General features: G+C 53.7%; 17 protein-coding genes. 9 read left to right on the top strand and 8 right to left on the bottom strand.

Annotated elements, in window-relative coordinates; all coding sequences use genetic code 11:
* Positions 1-49 precede the first annotated feature (49 nt).
* The gene (gene djlA, locus M987_RS09235) at positions 50-871 is read right to left on the bottom strand and encodes a co-chaperone DjlA (RefSeq protein WP_014068868.1); all 822 of its coding nucleotides are present in this window, start codon (positions 869-871) and stop codon (positions 50-52) included.
* A gap of 239 nt (positions 872-1,110) precedes the next feature.
* On the opposite strand from djlA, the gene lptD reads away from it, so the two are divergent.
* Genes lptD through apaH form a run of 6 tightly spaced genes read left to right on the top strand, consistent with a single transcriptional unit; the run spans position 1,111 to position 7,867 of the window.
* Positions 1,111-3,489, top strand: coding sequence for an LPS assembly protein LptD (gene lptD / locus M987_RS09230; RefSeq protein WP_014068867.1), 2,379 nt, complete (start codon positions 1,111-1,113; stop codon positions 3,487-3,489).
* Between the two features lie 53 nt (positions 3,490-3,542).
* Positions 3,543-4,829, top strand: a complete 1,287-nt coding sequence (gene surA, locus M987_RS09225) for a peptidylprolyl isomerase SurA (RefSeq protein ID WP_014068866.1) — start codon at positions 3,543-3,545, stop codon at positions 4,827-4,829.
* Complete coding sequence (gene pdxA / locus M987_RS09220; protein ID WP_014068865.1) at positions 4,829-5,815, top strand: 4-hydroxythreonine-4-phosphate dehydrogenase PdxA; 987 nt, start codon at positions 4,829-4,831, stop codon at positions 5,813-5,815. Before surA ends, pdxA begins: the two co-directional genes overlap by 1 nt.
* The gene (rsmA, locus tag M987_RS09215) at positions 5,812-6,633 is read left to right on the top strand and encodes a 16S rRNA (adenine(1518)-N(6)/adenine(1519)-N(6))-dimethyltransferase RsmA (RefSeq protein ID WP_014068864.1); all 822 of its coding nucleotides are present in this window, start codon (positions 5,812-5,814) and stop codon (positions 6,631-6,633) included. The genes pdxA and rsmA overlap by 4 nt, the downstream gene beginning before the upstream one ends.
* 3 nt (positions 6,634-6,636) lie before the next feature.
* Positions 6,637-7,014, top strand: coding sequence for a Co2+/Mg2+ efflux protein ApaG (gene apaG / locus M987_RS09210; RefSeq protein WP_014068863.1), 378 nt, complete (start codon positions 6,637-6,639; stop codon positions 7,012-7,014).
* 4 nt (positions 7,015-7,018) lie between these two features.
* Positions 7,019-7,867 carry a bis(5'-nucleosyl)-tetraphosphatase (symmetrical) ApaH gene (gene apaH / locus M987_RS09205; RefSeq protein WP_014068862.1) on the top strand — a complete coding sequence of 283 codons (849 nt, stop codon included), beginning with the start codon at positions 7,019-7,021 and terminating at the stop codon, positions 7,865-7,867.
* Between the two features lie 36 nt (positions 7,868-7,903).
* On the opposite strand, the gene folA is transcribed toward apaH, so the two are convergent.
* From folA to M987_RS09175, 6 genes are all read right to left on the bottom strand, one after another.
* On the bottom strand, positions 7,904-8,383 hold the full coding sequence (gene folA / locus M987_RS09200; RefSeq protein WP_008502023.1) for a type 3 dihydrofolate reductase: 480 nt from the start codon (positions 8,381-8,383) through the stop codon (positions 7,904-7,906).
* A gap of 114 nt (positions 8,384-8,497) precedes the next feature.
* Complete coding sequence (gene kefC, locus M987_RS09195; protein WP_014068861.1) at positions 8,498-10,363, bottom strand: glutathione-regulated potassium-efflux system protein KefC; 1,866 nt, start codon at positions 10,361-10,363, stop codon at positions 8,498-8,500.
* The gene (kefF, locus tag M987_RS09190) at positions 10,356-10,886 is read right to left on the bottom strand and encodes a glutathione-regulated potassium-efflux system oxidoreductase KefF (protein WP_014068860.1); all 531 of its coding nucleotides are present in this window, start codon (positions 10,884-10,886) and stop codon (positions 10,356-10,358) included. Before kefF ends, kefC begins: the two co-directional genes overlap by 8 nt.
* A gap of 96 nt (positions 10,887-10,982) precedes the next feature.
* Positions 10,983-12,287 carry an MFS transporter gene (locus tag M987_RS09185; RefSeq protein WP_014068859.1) on the bottom strand — a complete coding sequence of 435 codons (1,305 nt, stop codon included), beginning with the start codon at positions 12,285-12,287 and terminating at the stop codon, positions 10,983-10,985.
* Positions 12,288-12,360: 73 nt separating this feature from the next.
* Positions 12,361-13,308 (bottom strand): 2-hydroxyacid dehydrogenase, encoded by a 948-nt coding sequence (locus M987_RS09180; protein ID WP_014068858.1) that lies wholly within the window; start codon positions 13,306-13,308, stop codon positions 12,361-12,363.
* A 133-nt stretch (positions 13,309-13,441) separates the two neighbouring features.
* Entirely contained in the window at positions 13,442-14,434 is a 993-nt protein-coding gene (locus M987_RS09175) for a LacI family DNA-binding transcriptional regulator (RefSeq protein ID WP_014068857.1), read from the bottom strand.
* 244 nt (positions 14,435-14,678) lie between these two features.
* On the opposite strand from M987_RS09175, the gene idnO reads away from it, so the two are divergent.
* The 3 genes from idnO to M987_RS09160 are packed head-to-tail and all read left to right on the top strand — an operon-like array spanning position 14,679 to position 16,451.
* Positions 14,679-15,443, top strand: coding sequence for a gluconate 5-dehydrogenase (gene idnO / locus M987_RS09170; RefSeq protein ID WP_014068856.1), 765 nt, complete (start codon positions 14,679-14,681; stop codon positions 15,441-15,443).
* Positions 15,444-15,456: 13 nt separating this feature from the next.
* The gene (locus tag M987_RS09165) at positions 15,457-15,987 is read left to right on the top strand and encodes a gluconokinase (protein WP_014068855.1); all 531 of its coding nucleotides are present in this window, start codon (positions 15,457-15,459) and stop codon (positions 15,985-15,987) included.
* Complete coding sequence (locus M987_RS09160; RefSeq protein ID WP_014068854.1) at positions 15,984-16,451, top strand: NanQ anomerase/TabA/YiaL family protein; 468 nt, start codon at positions 15,984-15,986, stop codon at positions 16,449-16,451. Before M987_RS09165 ends, M987_RS09160 begins: the two co-directional genes overlap by 4 nt.
* Before the next feature lie 36 nt (positions 16,452-16,487).
* Here the strand turns inward: M987_RS09160 and M987_RS09155 are convergent, their stop codons facing one another.
* Positions 16,488-16,721 carry a YgdI/YgdR family lipoprotein gene (locus M987_RS09155; RefSeq protein ID WP_014068853.1) on the bottom strand — a complete coding sequence of 78 codons (234 nt, stop codon included), beginning with the start codon at positions 16,719-16,721 and terminating at the stop codon, positions 16,488-16,490.
* Positions 16,722-16,745 lie beyond the last annotated feature (24 nt).

Below are 16,745 nucleotides of genomic sequence, written 5' to 3'. Positions count from 1 at the left end.
ACTCCACCGTGCTTAACTGACAAAGATTACGATACTGTCGGGCCATTTTTTATTTAAATCCTTTCTGCTCTTTTATCAGCTCGTACGCCTTCTGGATTTCCTGTGCTTTTTGCTTGGCCATCTCCATCATCTCTGGCGGCAAGCCTTTGGCGACCAGTTTATCCGGGTGGTGCTCACTCATCAGCTTGCGATACGCGCGTTTAATGGTCGTCGCGTCATCCGTTGGCTTCACGCCCAGCACGTTGCAGGCATCTTCAAGCGTTGGGCCGCGCTGGGCCTGTTGCCAGCCTCCGCCACCCGCAGACTGTTGCTGCTGATACCCACCGCCAAACTGCGCGCCGCCCTGCATCATGCGCAGGAACTGGTCGAACTGAACGCGGGAAATCCCCAACTCTTCCGCAATGACATAAAGAACATCACGTTCATTAGGATGCAGGGAACCGTCAGCGAACGCCGCCTGGATCTGGATCTCCAGAAACATCCGAATTAAATCAAAACGCCCGAAGCAGATGCTGCGGAACTGACGCATTTTTTCGCGCAGCGGATAGTTGTCCGCCTTGCCGATGCGAAACGCGTTTTGCGCCGCCAGGCGAGACTCACCATGCAGATTCATGCGGTCCATAAACACGCTGGCAATCTGAATATCCGCCTCCGTCACACGCCCTTTTGATTTGGTTAAATGCCCCATAACCTCAAACGTGGTGGAGAAAAACAGTGACTGGCGCTCGCGCTGGTTAGCAAACCAGGCCATTTTACGGCTACGCGCCTTGTCAAACATATGGCCAATAATGAGGCCGAGAACGATTCCCCAGAACCCTGCTCCCATCATTATTGCGAACGCAACGCCGATTATTTTACCCCAATACTGCATATACTCCCCGTATAGTCATGTTCCTGGTTCGACGTAACTCCATCATTACAGTGGTCGAGCCACGGTCAATTGAGGGACATCGCCTATAATTTGCATTATCATACTCGTCATTCGATAGCGAGCCTAACACTCTGGCACGCAAACGGGCAGGATTAACGCTGGTACTGCGCTGATGAGTAAGATAGTCTCTGAGCGTTTGTAAGCCGTAGCCACTGATGACGGAACAATAAATACAACGTATGAAAAAACGTATCCCCACCCTCCTGGCCACAATGATTGGCACCGCCCTGTATAGCCACCAGGGGCTGGCCGCCGATCTCGCCTCGCAGTGTATGCTTGGCGTCCCAAGTTATAATCGCCCACTGGTGAAGGGCGATACGAATAGCTTGCCGGTAACCATTACTGCCGACAGTTCAAAAGGTACTTACCCCGACAATGCCACGTTTACGGGCAATGTGGATATTAACCAGGGTAACAGCCGCTTGCAGGCAGATGAAGTGCAATTGCATCAGAAGCAGCCAGAAGGTGCGGCCGAGCCCGTACGTACGGTGGATGCACTGGGTAATGTGCACTACGACGACAATCAGGTCATCCTGAAAGGTCCGAAAGCCTGGTCAAACCTGAATACCAAAGATACTAACGTCTGGGAAGGTGACTACCAGATGGTAGGACGTCAGGGACGTGGTGACGCAGACCTGATGAAACAGCGCGGCGAAAACCGCTACACCATTCTGGAAAACGGGACATTTACCTCGTGTCTGCCAGGTTCTAACACCTGGAGCGTGGTGGGGAGTGAAGTTATCCACGACCGCGAAGAGCAAGTTGCAGAGATCTGGAACGCACGTTTCAAACTCGGCCCGGTTCCCGTTTTCTATAGCCCATATCTGCAACTACCGGTTGGCGACAAACGCCGTTCAGGTTTCCTGATCCCGAATGCCAAATACAGCACCACGAACTACTTTGAGTTCTACCTGCCGTATTACTGGAACATTGCGCCAAACATGGACGCCACGATTACCCCGCACTATATCCACAAGCGCGGTAACATTCAGTGGCAGAACGAATTCCGTTATCTGACCCAGGCAGGCACAGGCCTGATGGAGTTTGATTACCTGCCGTCGGATAACGTCTACAAAGACGACAGCGTCAAGAACCCGTCGGGTGACGATCGCCACCGCTGGCTGTTCTACTGGCGTCATGCCGGGGTGATGGATCAGGTCTGGCGTTTCAACGTTGACTATACCAAGGTCAGCGACTCTTATTATTTCAACGACTTCGATTCCAAGTACGGTTCAAGTACCGATGGCTACGCCACGCAGAAATTCAGTGCGGGTTATGCCATTGAGAACTTCAACGCCACCGTATCGACCAAACAGTTCCAGGTATTCTCGAACCAGACAAACAGCACCTACGGCGCGGAGCCACAGCTTGATGTTAACTGGTACCAGAACGACGTCGGACCTTTCGATACTCGCGTTTACGCTCAGGCTGTGCATTTCGTGAATACCAGTTCCGATATGCCGGAAGCCACGCGTCTTCACATTGAGCCGACGATTAACCTGCCGTGGTCTAACGACTGGGCGAGTCTGAATACCGAAGCCAAGCTGATGGCGACCCACTATCAGCAGAAAAATATTGATGATTACAACACGAGCAATGGCACTCATCTTGAAGAGTCCGTAAACCGTACGCTGCCGCAATTCAAGATGGACGGTAAGCTCATCTTCGAACGTGATATGGGCCTACTGGCTGACGGCTATACCCAGACGCTCGAGCCACGTATGCAGTACCTGTACGTGCCATATCGCGACCAAAGTAACATCAACAACTATGACTCCTCGCTGCTGCAATCTGACTACAGCGGCCTGTTCCGTGACCGTACCTATGGTGGTCTTGACCGTATCGCTTCAGCTAACCAGCTCACCACGGGTGTGACAACGCGTGTATATGATGACGCAGCAGTTGAACGTTTTAACGTTTCTGTTGGTCAAATCTACTATTTCACCGAGTCACGTACAGGAGATGCGCAAAACATTCAGTGGGAGAATAATGACAAAACAGGTTCTGTTGTCTGGGCTGGTGATACTTACTGGCGTATGACTGACCGTTGGGGCCTGCGCGGTGGTGTGCAGTATGATACCCGTCTGGATAATATCGCCAACAGTACTGCCACTATCGAGTACCGCCGTGATGAAGACCGACTGCTTCAGCTGAACTATCGTTACGCCAGTCCTGAGTATATTCAGGCAACGCTGCCGAAAAACAGCAGTGATACGACCTGGACTAAAGCTCAGTACAAAGACGGTATCTCGCAGGTGGGTGCAGTCGCAAGCTGGCCTATCGCCGATCGCTGGTCTATTGTCGGGGCGTACTACTTCGATACCAATGCGAATAAAGCAGCAGACCAGATGTTAGGGCTGCAATACAACTCCTGCTGTTACGCGCTGCGTGTCGGTTACGAACGCAAACTTAACGGCTGGGATACCAAAAATAATCAAAGCGAATACGATAACGTGTTTGGCTTTAATATCGAGTTGCGCGGCCTGAGCTCCAACTATGGCCTGGGCACACAGCAGATGCTGCGCTCGAACATTCTGCCGTACCGTACTTCTTTGTAATGTGCTTGATTTACCACGTAATCCGCTTTGCGGTTAATTGAAATGGAAAAAGTATGAAGAACTGGAAAACGCTGCTGCTCGGTATCGCCATGGTTGCGAATACCAGCTTCGCAGCCCCCCAGGTTGTCGATAAAGTCGCTGCTGTGGTTAACAACGGCGTTGTGCTTGAAAGTGACGTTGACGGTTTGATGAAATCTGTGAAGCTCAACTCGGGCGAAGCAGGTCAGCAACTTCCTGATGACACCACGCTGCGCCATCAGATCCTCGAACGTCTGATCATGGATCAGATTATCGTGCAGATGGGTCAGAAAATGGGCGTGAAGATCACTGACGAACAACTCGATCAGGCGATTGCGAACATTGCTAAGCAAAACAACATGTCCATGGATCAGATGCGCAGCCGTCTGGCCTACGATGGTATCAACTACCCGACTTACCGTAACCAGATCCGTAAAGAGATGCTGATTTCGGAAGTGCGTAACAACGAAGTTCGTCGTCGCGTCACCATCCTGCCTCAGGAAGTGGATGCCCTGGCGAAGCAGGTTGGTAATCAGAACGATGCCAGCACCGAGCTGAACCTGAGCCACATCCTGATCCCACTGCCGGAAAACCCAACCTCCGATCAGGCAGCTGAAGCGGAAAGCCAGGCGCGTTCTATCGTTGAACAGGCGCGTAACGGCGGTGACTTCGGTAAACTGGCGATCACTTACTCTGCTGACCAGCAGGCGCTGAAAGGCGGCCAGATGGGTTGGGGGCGTATTCAGGAACTGCCATCCATCTTTGCTCAGGCACTGAGCACGGCGAAGAAAGGCGATATCATCGGTCCAATCCGTTCAGGTGTGGGTTTCCACATTCTTAAGGTGAACGATCTGCGTGGTCAGAGCCAGAGCCTTTCCGTCACGGAAGTGCACGCACGCCATATCCTCCTGAAACCGTCACCAATCATGACTGACGATCAGGCTCGCGCAAAACTGGAACAAATTGCAGCAGATATTAAGAGCGGTAAAACCTCGTTTGCTAACGCAGCGAAAGAGTTCTCCCAGGATCCAGGCTCTGCAAACCAGGGCGGCGATCTTGGCTGGGCGGCTGCGGATATCTACGATCCTGCGTTCCGCGATGCGCTGATGAAGCTCAGCAAAGGCCAGATGAGCACACCAGTGCACTCATCCTTTGGCTGGCACCTGATCGAACTGCTTGATTCCCGCAACGTCGATAAAACCGATGCGGCGCAGAAAGACAGAGCCTACCGTATGCTGTTTAACCGTAAATTCTCTGAAGAAGCGGCAACCTGGATGCAGGAACAACGCGCCAGCGCTTACGTGAAAATACTGAGCAACTAATGAAACAACATCGTGTTGTTATCACTCCCGGCGAACCCGCCGGGATTGGTCCCGACCTCGTCGTCCAACTGGCTCAACGCAGCTGGCCGGTGGAACTGGTCGTCTGTGCTGATGCAACACTGTTACAAGACCGGGCAGCATTGCTCGGTCTGCCTTTAACTCTGCTCCCCTACGTTGAAGGTCAACAGCCAGCACCGCAACAAGCCGGTACATTAACCCTTCTTTCTGTTCCCCTTCGTACACCCGTTACCCCAGGTCAGCTCAGCACTGAAAACGGCCACTATGTTGTCGAGACGCTGGCGCGTGCCTGTGATGGCTGCATGAAGGGCGAATTTGCCGCGTTAATCACCGGCCCGGTGCACAAGGGTGTGATCAACGAAGCCGGTGTTCCCTTTACCGGGCATACCGAGTTCTTCGAAGAGCGCTCGCACAGCCCGAAAGTGGTGATGATGCTGGCAACTGAAGAGATGCGGGTCGCACTGGTGACAACGCATTTGCCCATCAAGGCAATCCCTGATGCCATTACCCCTGAGCTCCTGCGCGAGATCATCGGGATTTTGCATCATGACCTGCAAACGAAATTTGGCATCAAACAGCCACACGTGCTGGTATGCGGGTTAAATCCACATGCCGGAGAAGGTGGCCATATGGGCACCGAAGAGATAGACACGATCATTCCGGTGCTCGATGAAATGCGTGCAAAAGGGATGAATCTTAGCGGGCCTTTGCCTGCGGATACCCTTTTCCAGCCCAAATACCTGGATAATGCCGATGCCGTGCTCGCGATGTACCACGATCAGGGCTTGCCCGTGCTAAAATACCAGGGCTTTGGCCGTGGCGTGAATATCACCCTCGGTTTACCCTTTATTCGAACTTCCGTTGACCACGGTACTGCGCTGGATCTGGCAGGCCAGGGAAAAGCGGATGTCGGCAGTTTTATTACGGCGCTTAATCTCGCCATCAAAATGATTGTTAATACTCAATGACTAATCGAGTCCATCAGGGCCACTTAGCCCGTAAACGCTTCGGGCAAAACTTTCTCAACGATCAGTTTGTGATCGAAAGCATCGTTTCTGCCATTAATCCGCAGAAAGGTCAGGCTATGGTCGAAATCGGCCCGGGCCTTGCCGCGCTGACCGAGCCAGTAGGCGAACGCCTTGACGAACTGACCGTTATCGAACTTGACCGCGACCTGGCGGCACGTCTGCAAACGCACCCGTTCCTGGGGCCAAAGCTGACCATTTATCAGCAAGATGCCATGACCATGAACTTTGGCGAGCTGTCAGAAAAAATGGGTCAGCCGCTGCGCGTGTTTGGTAACCTGCCGTACAACATCTCCACGCCGTTGATGTTCCACCTGTTTAGCTATACTGATGCCATTGCCGACATGCACTTCATGCTGCAAAAAGAGGTTGTGAATCGTATGGTTGCAGGGCCGAACAGTAAAGCGTATGGTCGTTTAAGCGTAATGGCACAATATTTCTGCAACGTGATCCCGGTGCTTGAAGTACCGCCATCCGCCTTTACGCCACCGCCAAAAGTAGATTCAGCCGTTGTGCGCCTTGTCCCACATAAAGTGAAACCGTATCCGGTCAAAGAGTTGCGCGTGCTGAGCCGTATTACCACTGAAGCTTTTAACCAGCGCCGTAAAACGATCCGTAACAGCCTGAGCAACTCGTTTAGCGTTGAGGTGTTAGCTGAGTTAGGGATCGACCCGGCAATGCGTGCGGAGAACATTTCCGTAGAGCAGTATTGCAAGCTGGCTAATTACATCAGCGAAAATGCCCCGCCGAAGGAGAGCTAAGCCATGATTGATTCGCCCCGCGTCTGTGTCCATGTACAAAGCGTCTATATCGAGTCCCAGTCCACACCGGATGAAGAGCGTTTTGTCTTTGCCTACACGGTAACCATTCGCAATCTGGGGCGGATGCCTGTGCAACTGCTTGGGCGCTACTGGCTTATCACTAACGGCAATGGCCGCGAAATCGAAGTTCAGGGTGAAGGTGTGGTGGGTGAACAGCCACACATCGATCCTGGCGAAGAGTATCAGTACACCAGCGGTGCGGTTATTGAAACACCGCTGGGTACCATGCAAGGCCATTACGAAATGGTCGACGCCGACGGTAATGCCTTCCGCATTGCTATTCCTGTGTTCCGTCTTGCCGTTACAACACTCATTCACTAATCCAATGTCTACATATCTGATTGGCGACGTTCACGGTTGCTACGATGAACTGATCGCATTGTTAAAACAGGTCGACTTTACACCTGGCCAGGACACGCTCTGGCTAACGGGTGACCTGGTAGCTCGCGGTCCAGGCTCTCTTGACGTTCTGCGCTTTGTAAAATCTCTGGGCGACAATGTACGGATGGTGCTGGGCAACCACGATCTGCATCTTCTGGCGGTCTATGCCGGGATCAGCCGTAATAAGCCGAAAGACAGGATATCCCCACTGCTCGAGGCACCGGACGCCGATGACCTGATCAACTGGCTTCGCCGCCAGCCGCTGCTGCAAATCGATGAAGAGAAAAAACTGCTCATGGCACACGCCGGGATCACCCCGCAATGGGATCTCGAAACGGCTAAAGCCTGTGCACGCGACGTTGAAGCGGTGCTGGCAAGCGACTCGTATCCGTTCTTCCTCGACGCCATGTACGGCGATATGCCAAACCACTGGAGTGAAGATCTCAGCGGGCTGGCGCGCTTGCGTTTTATTACTAACGCCTTCACGAGGATGCGCTTCTGCTTCCCGAACGGGCAGCTGGATATGTACTCCAAAGAGACACCGGAAAGTGCGCCTGCGCCGCTCAAACCCTGGTTTGCCATTCCCGGGCCGGTGACCAACGAGTACAGCGTGGTATTCGGCCATTGGGCTTCACTTGAGGGTAAAGGCACGCCTGAAGGCATCTACGGTCTGGATACGGGATGTTGCTGGGGCGGGGTGTTGACCTGCTTACGCTGGGAAGATAAAGCTTACTTTGTGCAGCCATCTAACCGACAGCGTGACTTAGGGGCAGACGAAGCCGTCGCTTCCTGAGGTAAATTCCCTCTCCCGGCGGGAGAGGGAAAACACTTAACGACGTTCCAGAATTTCGAAGCAGTAGCTGTGTGAGTTCTGCGCATCCGCGTCGTGGAATTCACTGAATACGGATTCCCACTCGTCAGGATCGTAATCCGGGAAATGCGTATCCCCTTCCACTTCAGCATCAATGTGCGTCAGATACAGCTTCTGCGCTTTTGGCAGGAACTGCTCATACACACGACCGCCACCGATAACCATGATCTCTTCGGCGTTACCGCAGGCAGCAATAGCCTCGTCTACGGATTTCACCCATTCAACACGATCATCAGTGCCCGGCTGGCTACTGATAACGATATTCTTACGGCCAGGTAATGGACGACCAATCGACTCCCAGGTCAGGCGGCCCATCACTACCGGCTTGTTTAACGTAGTACGTTTAAACCATGCGAGATCGGCAGGCAGGTTCCACGGCATGGCGTTTTCCATACCGATAACGCGGTCTACCGCCAGCGCTGCAATCAGACTGATCATTGAAAATTTCCCGGATGCAAAAAATTGCCGCCACTATACGGAAAGCTTAATCTTTCGTCGACTGGCGGCATGGTAAAGAAATAGAAATTTTTTAATATTGCTGGCAACACCACTTCACGCTGAAGGTTTACTCTCCGGTTCGTCTTCCGGGTTACCGGTATGCTTACCCTCTTCCGTCCCCTGCCAGCCGTGACGCTGCACCAGCGACAGATGATTACGGTCTTCATTGATGATTTCCGTCAGCATCGCACTGGTGCGTTTGAAGACCGCCGCCCGCTCGGATGCCGTGCTGCCGGCCATTGCCACCATCTCTTCCACCATGTCAGTGTTGAAACGACGGAACAGGTCAGCACGCTCGCGGGCCTCATACGCCCCCAGCCCAAGGCTTTCCAGTGCCATGCGGCCAGACTTAAGCGCCCCTTCGAATGTTTCACGTTCCGGCGCTTCAACCCCAGCCTGGCGCAGCTGGATGTAATGATCCACATCGCGCGCCCGCGAGATTATTGTCAGGTTCGGGAAGTGTTCTTTCACCAGCGCCACCATCTCCATACTGGCCTGCGGATCGTCAATGGCGTTAATCAGCACTTCGGCTTTTGCCGCACCTGCGGACTCCAGCAGATCGACACGGGTCGCATCGCCGTAGAAGACTTTCATGTCGAATTTACGCAGGGTATCCACGTGGTCAGGATCGTGGTCGAGGATCACCATTTTCACCCCGCTGGAAAGCAGCAAACGACCGGTGATCTGCCCGAAACGCCCGAATCCGGCGATGATGACACGCGGCTGTTCTTCATCTATTTCATCGGCTTCGCGCTCTTGCTCACTGCCCGATTTTTCCAGACGCGTCAGTACGACCAGCAGAACCGGTGTCGCCGCCATCGACAGTGCCACCGCAAGGGTTAACGCTTTCGCCCACTCCGGGTCGAGCACATTTGCCATTTGCGCGGCGCCAAAGACCACAAAGGCGAATTCACTTCCCTGCCCCAGCAGCACGGCAAACCAGCGACGCTGTTTGTTCGGCACTTTCAGCGGGCGGGCAATCAGCCACAACATCCCCATTTTGATAACAAGGAAGCCCACCAGCAGAATGATGATCCGCAGCGGGTGCGTGGCCAGTGTGCCAAAGTCGATAGACATCCCCACGCCGATGAAAAAGAGCCCCAGCAACAACCCTTTAAACGGCTCGATATCGCTTTCCAGCGCATGACGGTATTCAGAGCTCGCCAGCAGTACGCCTGCCAGGAATGCCCCCATCGCCATCGACAGCCCGGCCTCTTCCAGCAGTAAACCGAAACCAAACACCAGAAACAATGCCACAGCACTGAAGACTTCACGCAGGCCTGAGCGGGCGACAAACCGCAGCAGTGGACGTGTAACATAACGACCTAACAAAATTACCAGTGCCAGCGCACCGGCTACTTTTAACGCCGACAGCGCAAAGGCTCCGAGCGTGGTTGAAGAGCCGCTTGCCGCCAGCAGCGGGATCATCGCGACCAGCGGAATGGCGGCAATATCCTGGAACAACAGCACTGAAAACGCGCTACGCCCCATCTGAGAGACGGTCAGGTTACGTTCGTTCATCGCCTGCATGGCAATCGCGGTAGAAGAAAGCGCCAGCGTCATGCCGATAAGTTCCGCCACTTTCCAGTCCATGCCCAGCAAAATACAGAAGCCGCCCAGCAGCACCCCGCAGGCCACCATCTGTAATGCACCGCCGCCAAAGACCGAGGCGCGAAGCTTCCATAGCCGCTGTGGATCAAGCTCAAGGCCAATCACAAACAGCATCAGCACCACGCCAATTTCCGCGAAATGCAGAATAGATTCGGCATCCGTCACCAGGCGGAAGCCCCACGGCCCGATGACACACCCGGCAATCAGATAGCCAAGTACGGAACCCAGCCCCAGACGCACCGCAACCGGCACAATCAGTGCTGCCGCGCCAAGGTAAATCAGCGCCTGTATGAGCGTATGACTATCCATTGTGCGTCTCCTGCCACTCAATTAAGCGTTGTTTATAGTGACGCGCCTGCGCCTGCAATGTTTCATCGTCACACACAAAGGTGCAGTGCATCGCAAAAGGAGGTACCCAGTTGAGCCCACAATAGAGCGCGGTTGCCTGTAAAGGCTGGGCCAGCACGTCAAATCCCGGGAAGGAGCCGATATCAAAGTGGCTTTCACCGCCGCCGGTGGTCACCGCCCACATCAGGCTTTTGCCTTTCAGTGCCTTGCCGTTGTGACCATACGCCCAGCCGTGTGAAAAGACCTTGTCGATCCATAGCTTAAGTAGCGGAGGAGTACTGTACCACTGCATCGGGTGCTGCCAGATAATCAGGTCAGCACGAGAGAGCGCCGCCTGTTCGGCGGCGATGTCGATATTGAAGTCGGGGTAAAGTTGATAAAGAGAGCGGATTTCCACTCCGTCGAGCGTCCCTGCCTGTTCAAGCATCCGTTTATTCGCATGAGAGTGCTGCGGATAAGGATGCGCATAAATTATCAGAATCATTGTTTTGCCTGTCTTTACGCATATTGCCTTTCAGCAAGAGTGTAGACAGTTAATTGATCTGGTTACAATGATAACTGTTATTTATGTATCCAGCGCTCAGGCACTGTGCGGCTCTTTGCCGACGGCGTCATCCGCTACTTCTGTGGCAAGGTCGCATTTTTTCGGCAGCAGGAAGGTCATGGTTCCGGCAATCAGCAGCGATCCTGCCAGCGCGCACACGGCAACGTTTTGACCATAAAGATAAATCATCACCCCAACCAGATACGGACCACAGAATCCCCCGAGGTTCCCCAGGCCGTTGATGACCCCACGGGCGCTACCGGCCACTTCAGGTGCGGCAATCCGCCCCGGCATTGACCAGAACGGGCTGGTCGCCGCTTTCAGGAAGAACCCGCAGATAACCAGCGCGATATAGGCAGCCACCACATGCTCACGCAGCACCACCGACGCAATCAGCGCAGCGGCGAAACAGTACAGTGAGAAGCGTACCCACAGGCGGCGCTTTCCGCTGCGATCGCTGAAGAGTGAAATCACATAGATCCCGGCAAGCGTTGCCACGAACGGCAGTACCGCCAGGAACCCCACGCTCGCCATATTGCCGCCCGTCAACCCTTTAAGGATGGTCGGCAGCCAGAGGGTGTAGCCGTAATCACCGGTCTGGTAGAAGAAGTTAAGAATAACCAGTTTCATTAAACCGGGGTTACGGAAGACATCCTTCACCGGCGCCTTGCTCGCAGGTGCTTCGGCCAGTTTTGCCGCCCGCTCCGCCGCGAGTGTTTTCACCAGATACTCCCGTTCCGCCTGCGGCAACCAGCGCGCTTCTTCCGGGCGATCGCTAATCATAAACCACCACACGGCCAGTACCACCAGCGACAGCAGACCTTCGATGATAAACAGCCAGCGCCAGTCGAGCGCGGCAATGATGGCACCTGAAACGGGGGCGGTCAGCATCCCGCCCAGCGGCGCAAACATCATCACAAACGCATTGGCGCGTCCGAGTTCTTTCTCAGGGAACCAGTTACTGACCATCGTCAGCACTACGGGCAGCATCCCGCCCTCCGACACACCCAAAATAAAGCGCAGTACCAGCAGCTGATATTCATGGGTGACAAAACCTGTCGCGACCGACACTATCGCCCATGCCACCAGCGACCAGGCAATAAAGCGTTTACCGCTGCCATTTACGGCAATACGTCCACCCGGTATTTGCAGGAATAAATAACCAATAAAAAATATACCGCTGGCAACACCCGCCATCTGGCTGGTAATACCTAAATCAGCTTCCATTCCTCCGGGCAGGGCGAAACTAATATTAACCCGATCCATAAACGAAATAATGCAGGCAATTAATACCGGCGTAATAATACGCAACCAACGGGTGCTGGGAATGTTATCGTTCATATTTCGTACTCTCTATGCAGAGGTTATTGTTGTCATTACATGAGAAGCAGGTACAGAGATAAAACGTGAAGAATTAATTAACCGCGTTAGGTAATTTTGCACCCGCAAAATAAGCCGCCACGTTGGCATATACCACGTCACTCATTTTCTGGCGGGTTTCATGGGTGGCGCTGGCGACGTGTGGTTGCAAAACCACATTCTCAAGTGCGATCAGTTCGGCCGGAACATGTGGCTCATCTTCAAAAACGTCCAGGGCAGCCCCGGCGATAACACCGTTTTGTAACGCCTTAATCAGCGCCTGCTCATCCACCAGCGAGCCACGGGCGATGTTGATTAACCATGCGTGTGTCGGCATTACATTGAATACCGAAGCATCGATGATCCCCCGGTTGGCCTCGCCACCGGATGCGGCAATCACCAGGAAGTCACTCTCGTGCGCAAGGGTGTGCAGGTCCGCGCACCACTGATACCCAAGCCCCTCGACAGGCTTACGGTCGTGGTACAGCACCTGCATATCAAAACCCGCGGCGCGGCGGGCAATGGCCTGGCCGATATTCCCCATCCCCAGCAGGCCAATCCGTTTGCCGCTCACCTGGGTTGCCAACGGCAGACCGCCGTTAAGCCAGCGCCCTTCCCGGACAAAACGATCGCCCTGACACAGCTGGCGCGCGCCACTGAGCAACAGCCCCATGGCCAGATCGGCGACATCATTGGTTAACACGCCAGAGGTTATCGAGACGGCAATCTGGCGGGAGCGCACATAGTCCAGATCCACCGCATCGGTTCCCACGCCAAAGATAGCCACCAGCCCCACGTGCGGCAGCAGCTCCAGCACGCTGTTTTGCACACCGACATCACCCCGCGTGACCACGGCGGCAATGTTCTCCCCCTGTTCACGCAGAAACGCGATGGGATCATCTTGTTCATACAGGCGAAACAGCGGGTACTCAGCGGCAAGCTGGGCTTGCAGGGTATCAATAACGGGAGCCACCAGAAGGACGGCACGAGAAAGAGTATTCATGGGATCACCTGTTTGAAGTTCATAACGACAGTGGTCACTATCAAACGGGTTTTTTGTAGGGTTTTTTGCGATCTTCGTCACGCTGAATCGTGTTAAAAAGCGCTGTTACAGCCTCCGTGATCGGTAAGACAAATTAGATAGTTTCACCCATCGACAGGCGGTAGTGCAGGTCGACCTTCTCAATAGTCGGTAGCCCTTTAATTTTCTTGATCAGTATTTCAGTGGCGACCTTACCCATTTCAGCGCGCGGCGTCAGTACGCTTGCCAGACGTGGGGAGACAACCTGCCCAATCTCCAGCCCATGAAAACCGGCGATCGCCAGCGTCTGCGGGACGCGAATACCCGATGCCAGGCACTCCTGTAACACGCCAACGGCGAGATCGTCGTTGGTACACAGGATACCGTCCATATCCGCGTACATCTGGCGCGCCAGCGTCATCATACCCGTCCCGATAGAGACAGACGAAACCTTGTTGGGCGCAATGCGCCCTACCGTCAGCCCTGCTGCTTCCATCGCATGACAATACCCTGCGTAACGCTGCTCATCACGAACGTCCGACATCGATCCAAAATAGACGATGTGCCGCTTTCCGCTTGCCAGCAGCATGTTAGTCATATCCAGACCCGCTTTGAAATTGTCAAAACCCACGTTAATGCGCCCGGGGTTATCCGATAGCCCCATCACTTCTGCAACGGGGATTTTCGCGGCGTTGAGGTACTTTTCTGCCCGCAGGGTATGCACTGACTCGGTCAATAACAGGCCTTTGACATTAAACGCCAGCACTGCTGCAATCTGCTCCTCTTCACGCTGGCGGTCGTAATCGTAGTTCACCACCAGCGTCTGATAGCCGTGCGCCGCCGTAACCGACTCAATACCGGCTAACAGATCGGCAAATATTTGATTATGAAAAGAAGGGATGAGCACACCAATGCGCGGCACCACGATACTGCTCATGGCGGGGTTATCCGGGTCAGGCTCGTAGCCAATTTCGGCAATCACGCTGGCAATACGCTCGGCGGTTTCGGGTTTCACTTTATCCGGGGTGCGTAAATAGCGGCTAACGGTCATCTTCGTTACGCCAGCCAGCTCAGCGATATCATTAAGCGTAATACGTTGTGCCTTCATCAGTTAACCCGTCAATAACCGCTACCACATCAGGCCATTATGCCTGCCAGCGCAGTAAAAGAGAATCGCACGAGGCCGCTATCACCCTCTCCAGGCGCGGGATTTACCGCCCCGCCTCACGTTTAACGTAACCCCTTTTCGTAACACGATTTGAAGTGATCCTCATCACAGTTTCACCGGCCGAAAATCCGTGAGATAGAACCCACAACGTTTTCCGTTTTCAGCCGTTAATCAGGATATCAAGATGAAAGATCTTTTCAGCTTACAAGGTAAACGCATTTTAATTACAGGCGCAGGTCAGGGAATTGGTTTTGTCATGGCTCAGGGTCTGGCGCAATATGGGGCGGAAATTATTATTAACGATATTTCTGAAACCCGGGCGAATGATGCAGTTATGAAATTACGCGATGAAGGCGCGAGGGCATATCCTGCCGTATTTAATGTCACGGATGCGGACAGCGTAGAAAATGCGATTAGCCGGATTGAAAAAGAAATAGGCGCCATCGACGTATTATTTAATAACGCCGGTATTCAGCGCCGCCATCCTTTTACTGAATTCCCGGTTCAGGAATGGAATGACGTTATTTCCGTCAATCAGACGGCAGTATTTTTAGTGTCGCAGGCGGTTGCTAAACGGATGATCACCCGCCAGCAGGGCAAAATCGTCAACATCTGCTCCATGCAAAGTGAGCTGGGCCGCGACACCATCACCCCTTATGCCGCCGCTAAAGGGGCAGTCAAAATGCTGACACGCGGTATGTGCGTTGAGCTGGCGCGCCATAACATTCAGGTTAATGGTATTGCGCCAGGCTACTTCAAAACGGCGATGACGCAGACGCTGGTCGATGATAAAGCCTTTACCGACTGGCTGTGCAAACGCACCCCGGCGGCGCGCTGGGGCAACCCGCAGGAGCTGGTTGGCGCGGCGGTGTTTCTCTCTTCCAGTGCGTCCAACTTCGTCAACGGCCATCTGTTGTTCGTGGATGGCGGCATGTTGGTGGCAGTGTGAATCCGGAGGCGCTATGACAGGGCAATGTATCATCCTGATGGGCGTATCAGGCACCGGGAAAACAACGGTCGGACACGCCATTGCACAGCAGATGGGGGCTAAATTCATCGATGGCGATGACCTTCACCCCCGGCAGAATATTGTCAAAATGGCGGCCAGCCAACCGCTTGATGATAACGATCGTCAGCCGTGGCTGGAGCGTATCTCTGACGTCATTTTTAGCCTTGAGCAGAAGAATGAATCCGGCGTGCTGGTCTGTTCGGCGCTCAAAAAACGCTATCGCGACCAGCTGCGCAAAGGCAGCAACAAGGTCCGCTTCCTCTGGCTAACGGGCGATTACGACTACATTCTGGCCCGAATGCAGCAACGTAAAGGGCATTTTATGCCGGAGGCATTACTGCGCAGCCAGTTTGCGGCACTGGAAGCCCCCGACAGCAGCGAAACCGATATTGTCGCCATTGATATTGCCCCGACGGTCGCGCAGATCGTGGCGAACGCCTTAACGTTACTCGAACAAGCGCACTCCAGGGAGGTGCTGGCATGATTATCGATACCTTAACCGCTGCGGCTAAAAATGCACTCTATCCGCCGGTTATCCGCAACGCGTTACAGGCGGTTATCGCCCAGGATCCGCTTAGCCTGCCTGCGGGTAAATATACCGTTGATGGCGATAATCTCTTTTTTACCGTCGCCGAAGGCGAAACGCTCCCACTGGCTGAACAGCGCCCGGAGTACCATAGTCAGTACATAGATATTCATATTGTCCTGGTGGGGGAAGAGATTATTGGCGCAGGTAATAAGGGGCTGACCATCACACCCGATGGCCCGTTTAATGCGGCTCACGACATTGGTTTTTGCGAACACATCAGCAGTGAATCCCTGATCCATCTCCATCCTTTGGAGCTGGCTATCCTGTTCCCGGGGGAATTACACCGCCCGATGAGTGCACTTGATGCCGGCGCTCCACTGCGCAAGGTTGTCGTCAAAATCAATAACGACCTGCTCTAGAGCACAACGCTGGCCCGCAGGGGCCAGCGTCATCAATCAGTTATCCAGCTCACCCATCGATTTCACCTGGTCACGATTAATCTGCTCCGTTTTACCGGTTTCAGCATTTTTGTATGACACCAGGCCAGTATCTTCATCAACCTGCGGTTTCCCGTCTGTGACGATGGTTTTGCCATCGGTGGTTTTTACTGCCTGATTAGAGGAACAGCCCGCGACAGTGAACAGTGCTGCGGCAGCAAAGACAGAAGTGATAAGTAATTTATTTTGCATGGTGTTTTCCCCTGCATTCAGTTG

Origin of the sequence: Enterobacter soli ATCC BAA-2102 (genome assembly GCF_001654845.1) — a bacterium.
GTDB classification, from domain to species: Bacteria; Pseudomonadota; Gammaproteobacteria; order Enterobacterales; family Enterobacteriaceae; genus Enterobacter; species Enterobacter soli.
Note: the sequence above shows the minus strand (reverse complement) of the source record. Positions and strands in the feature narration are given on the sequence as shown.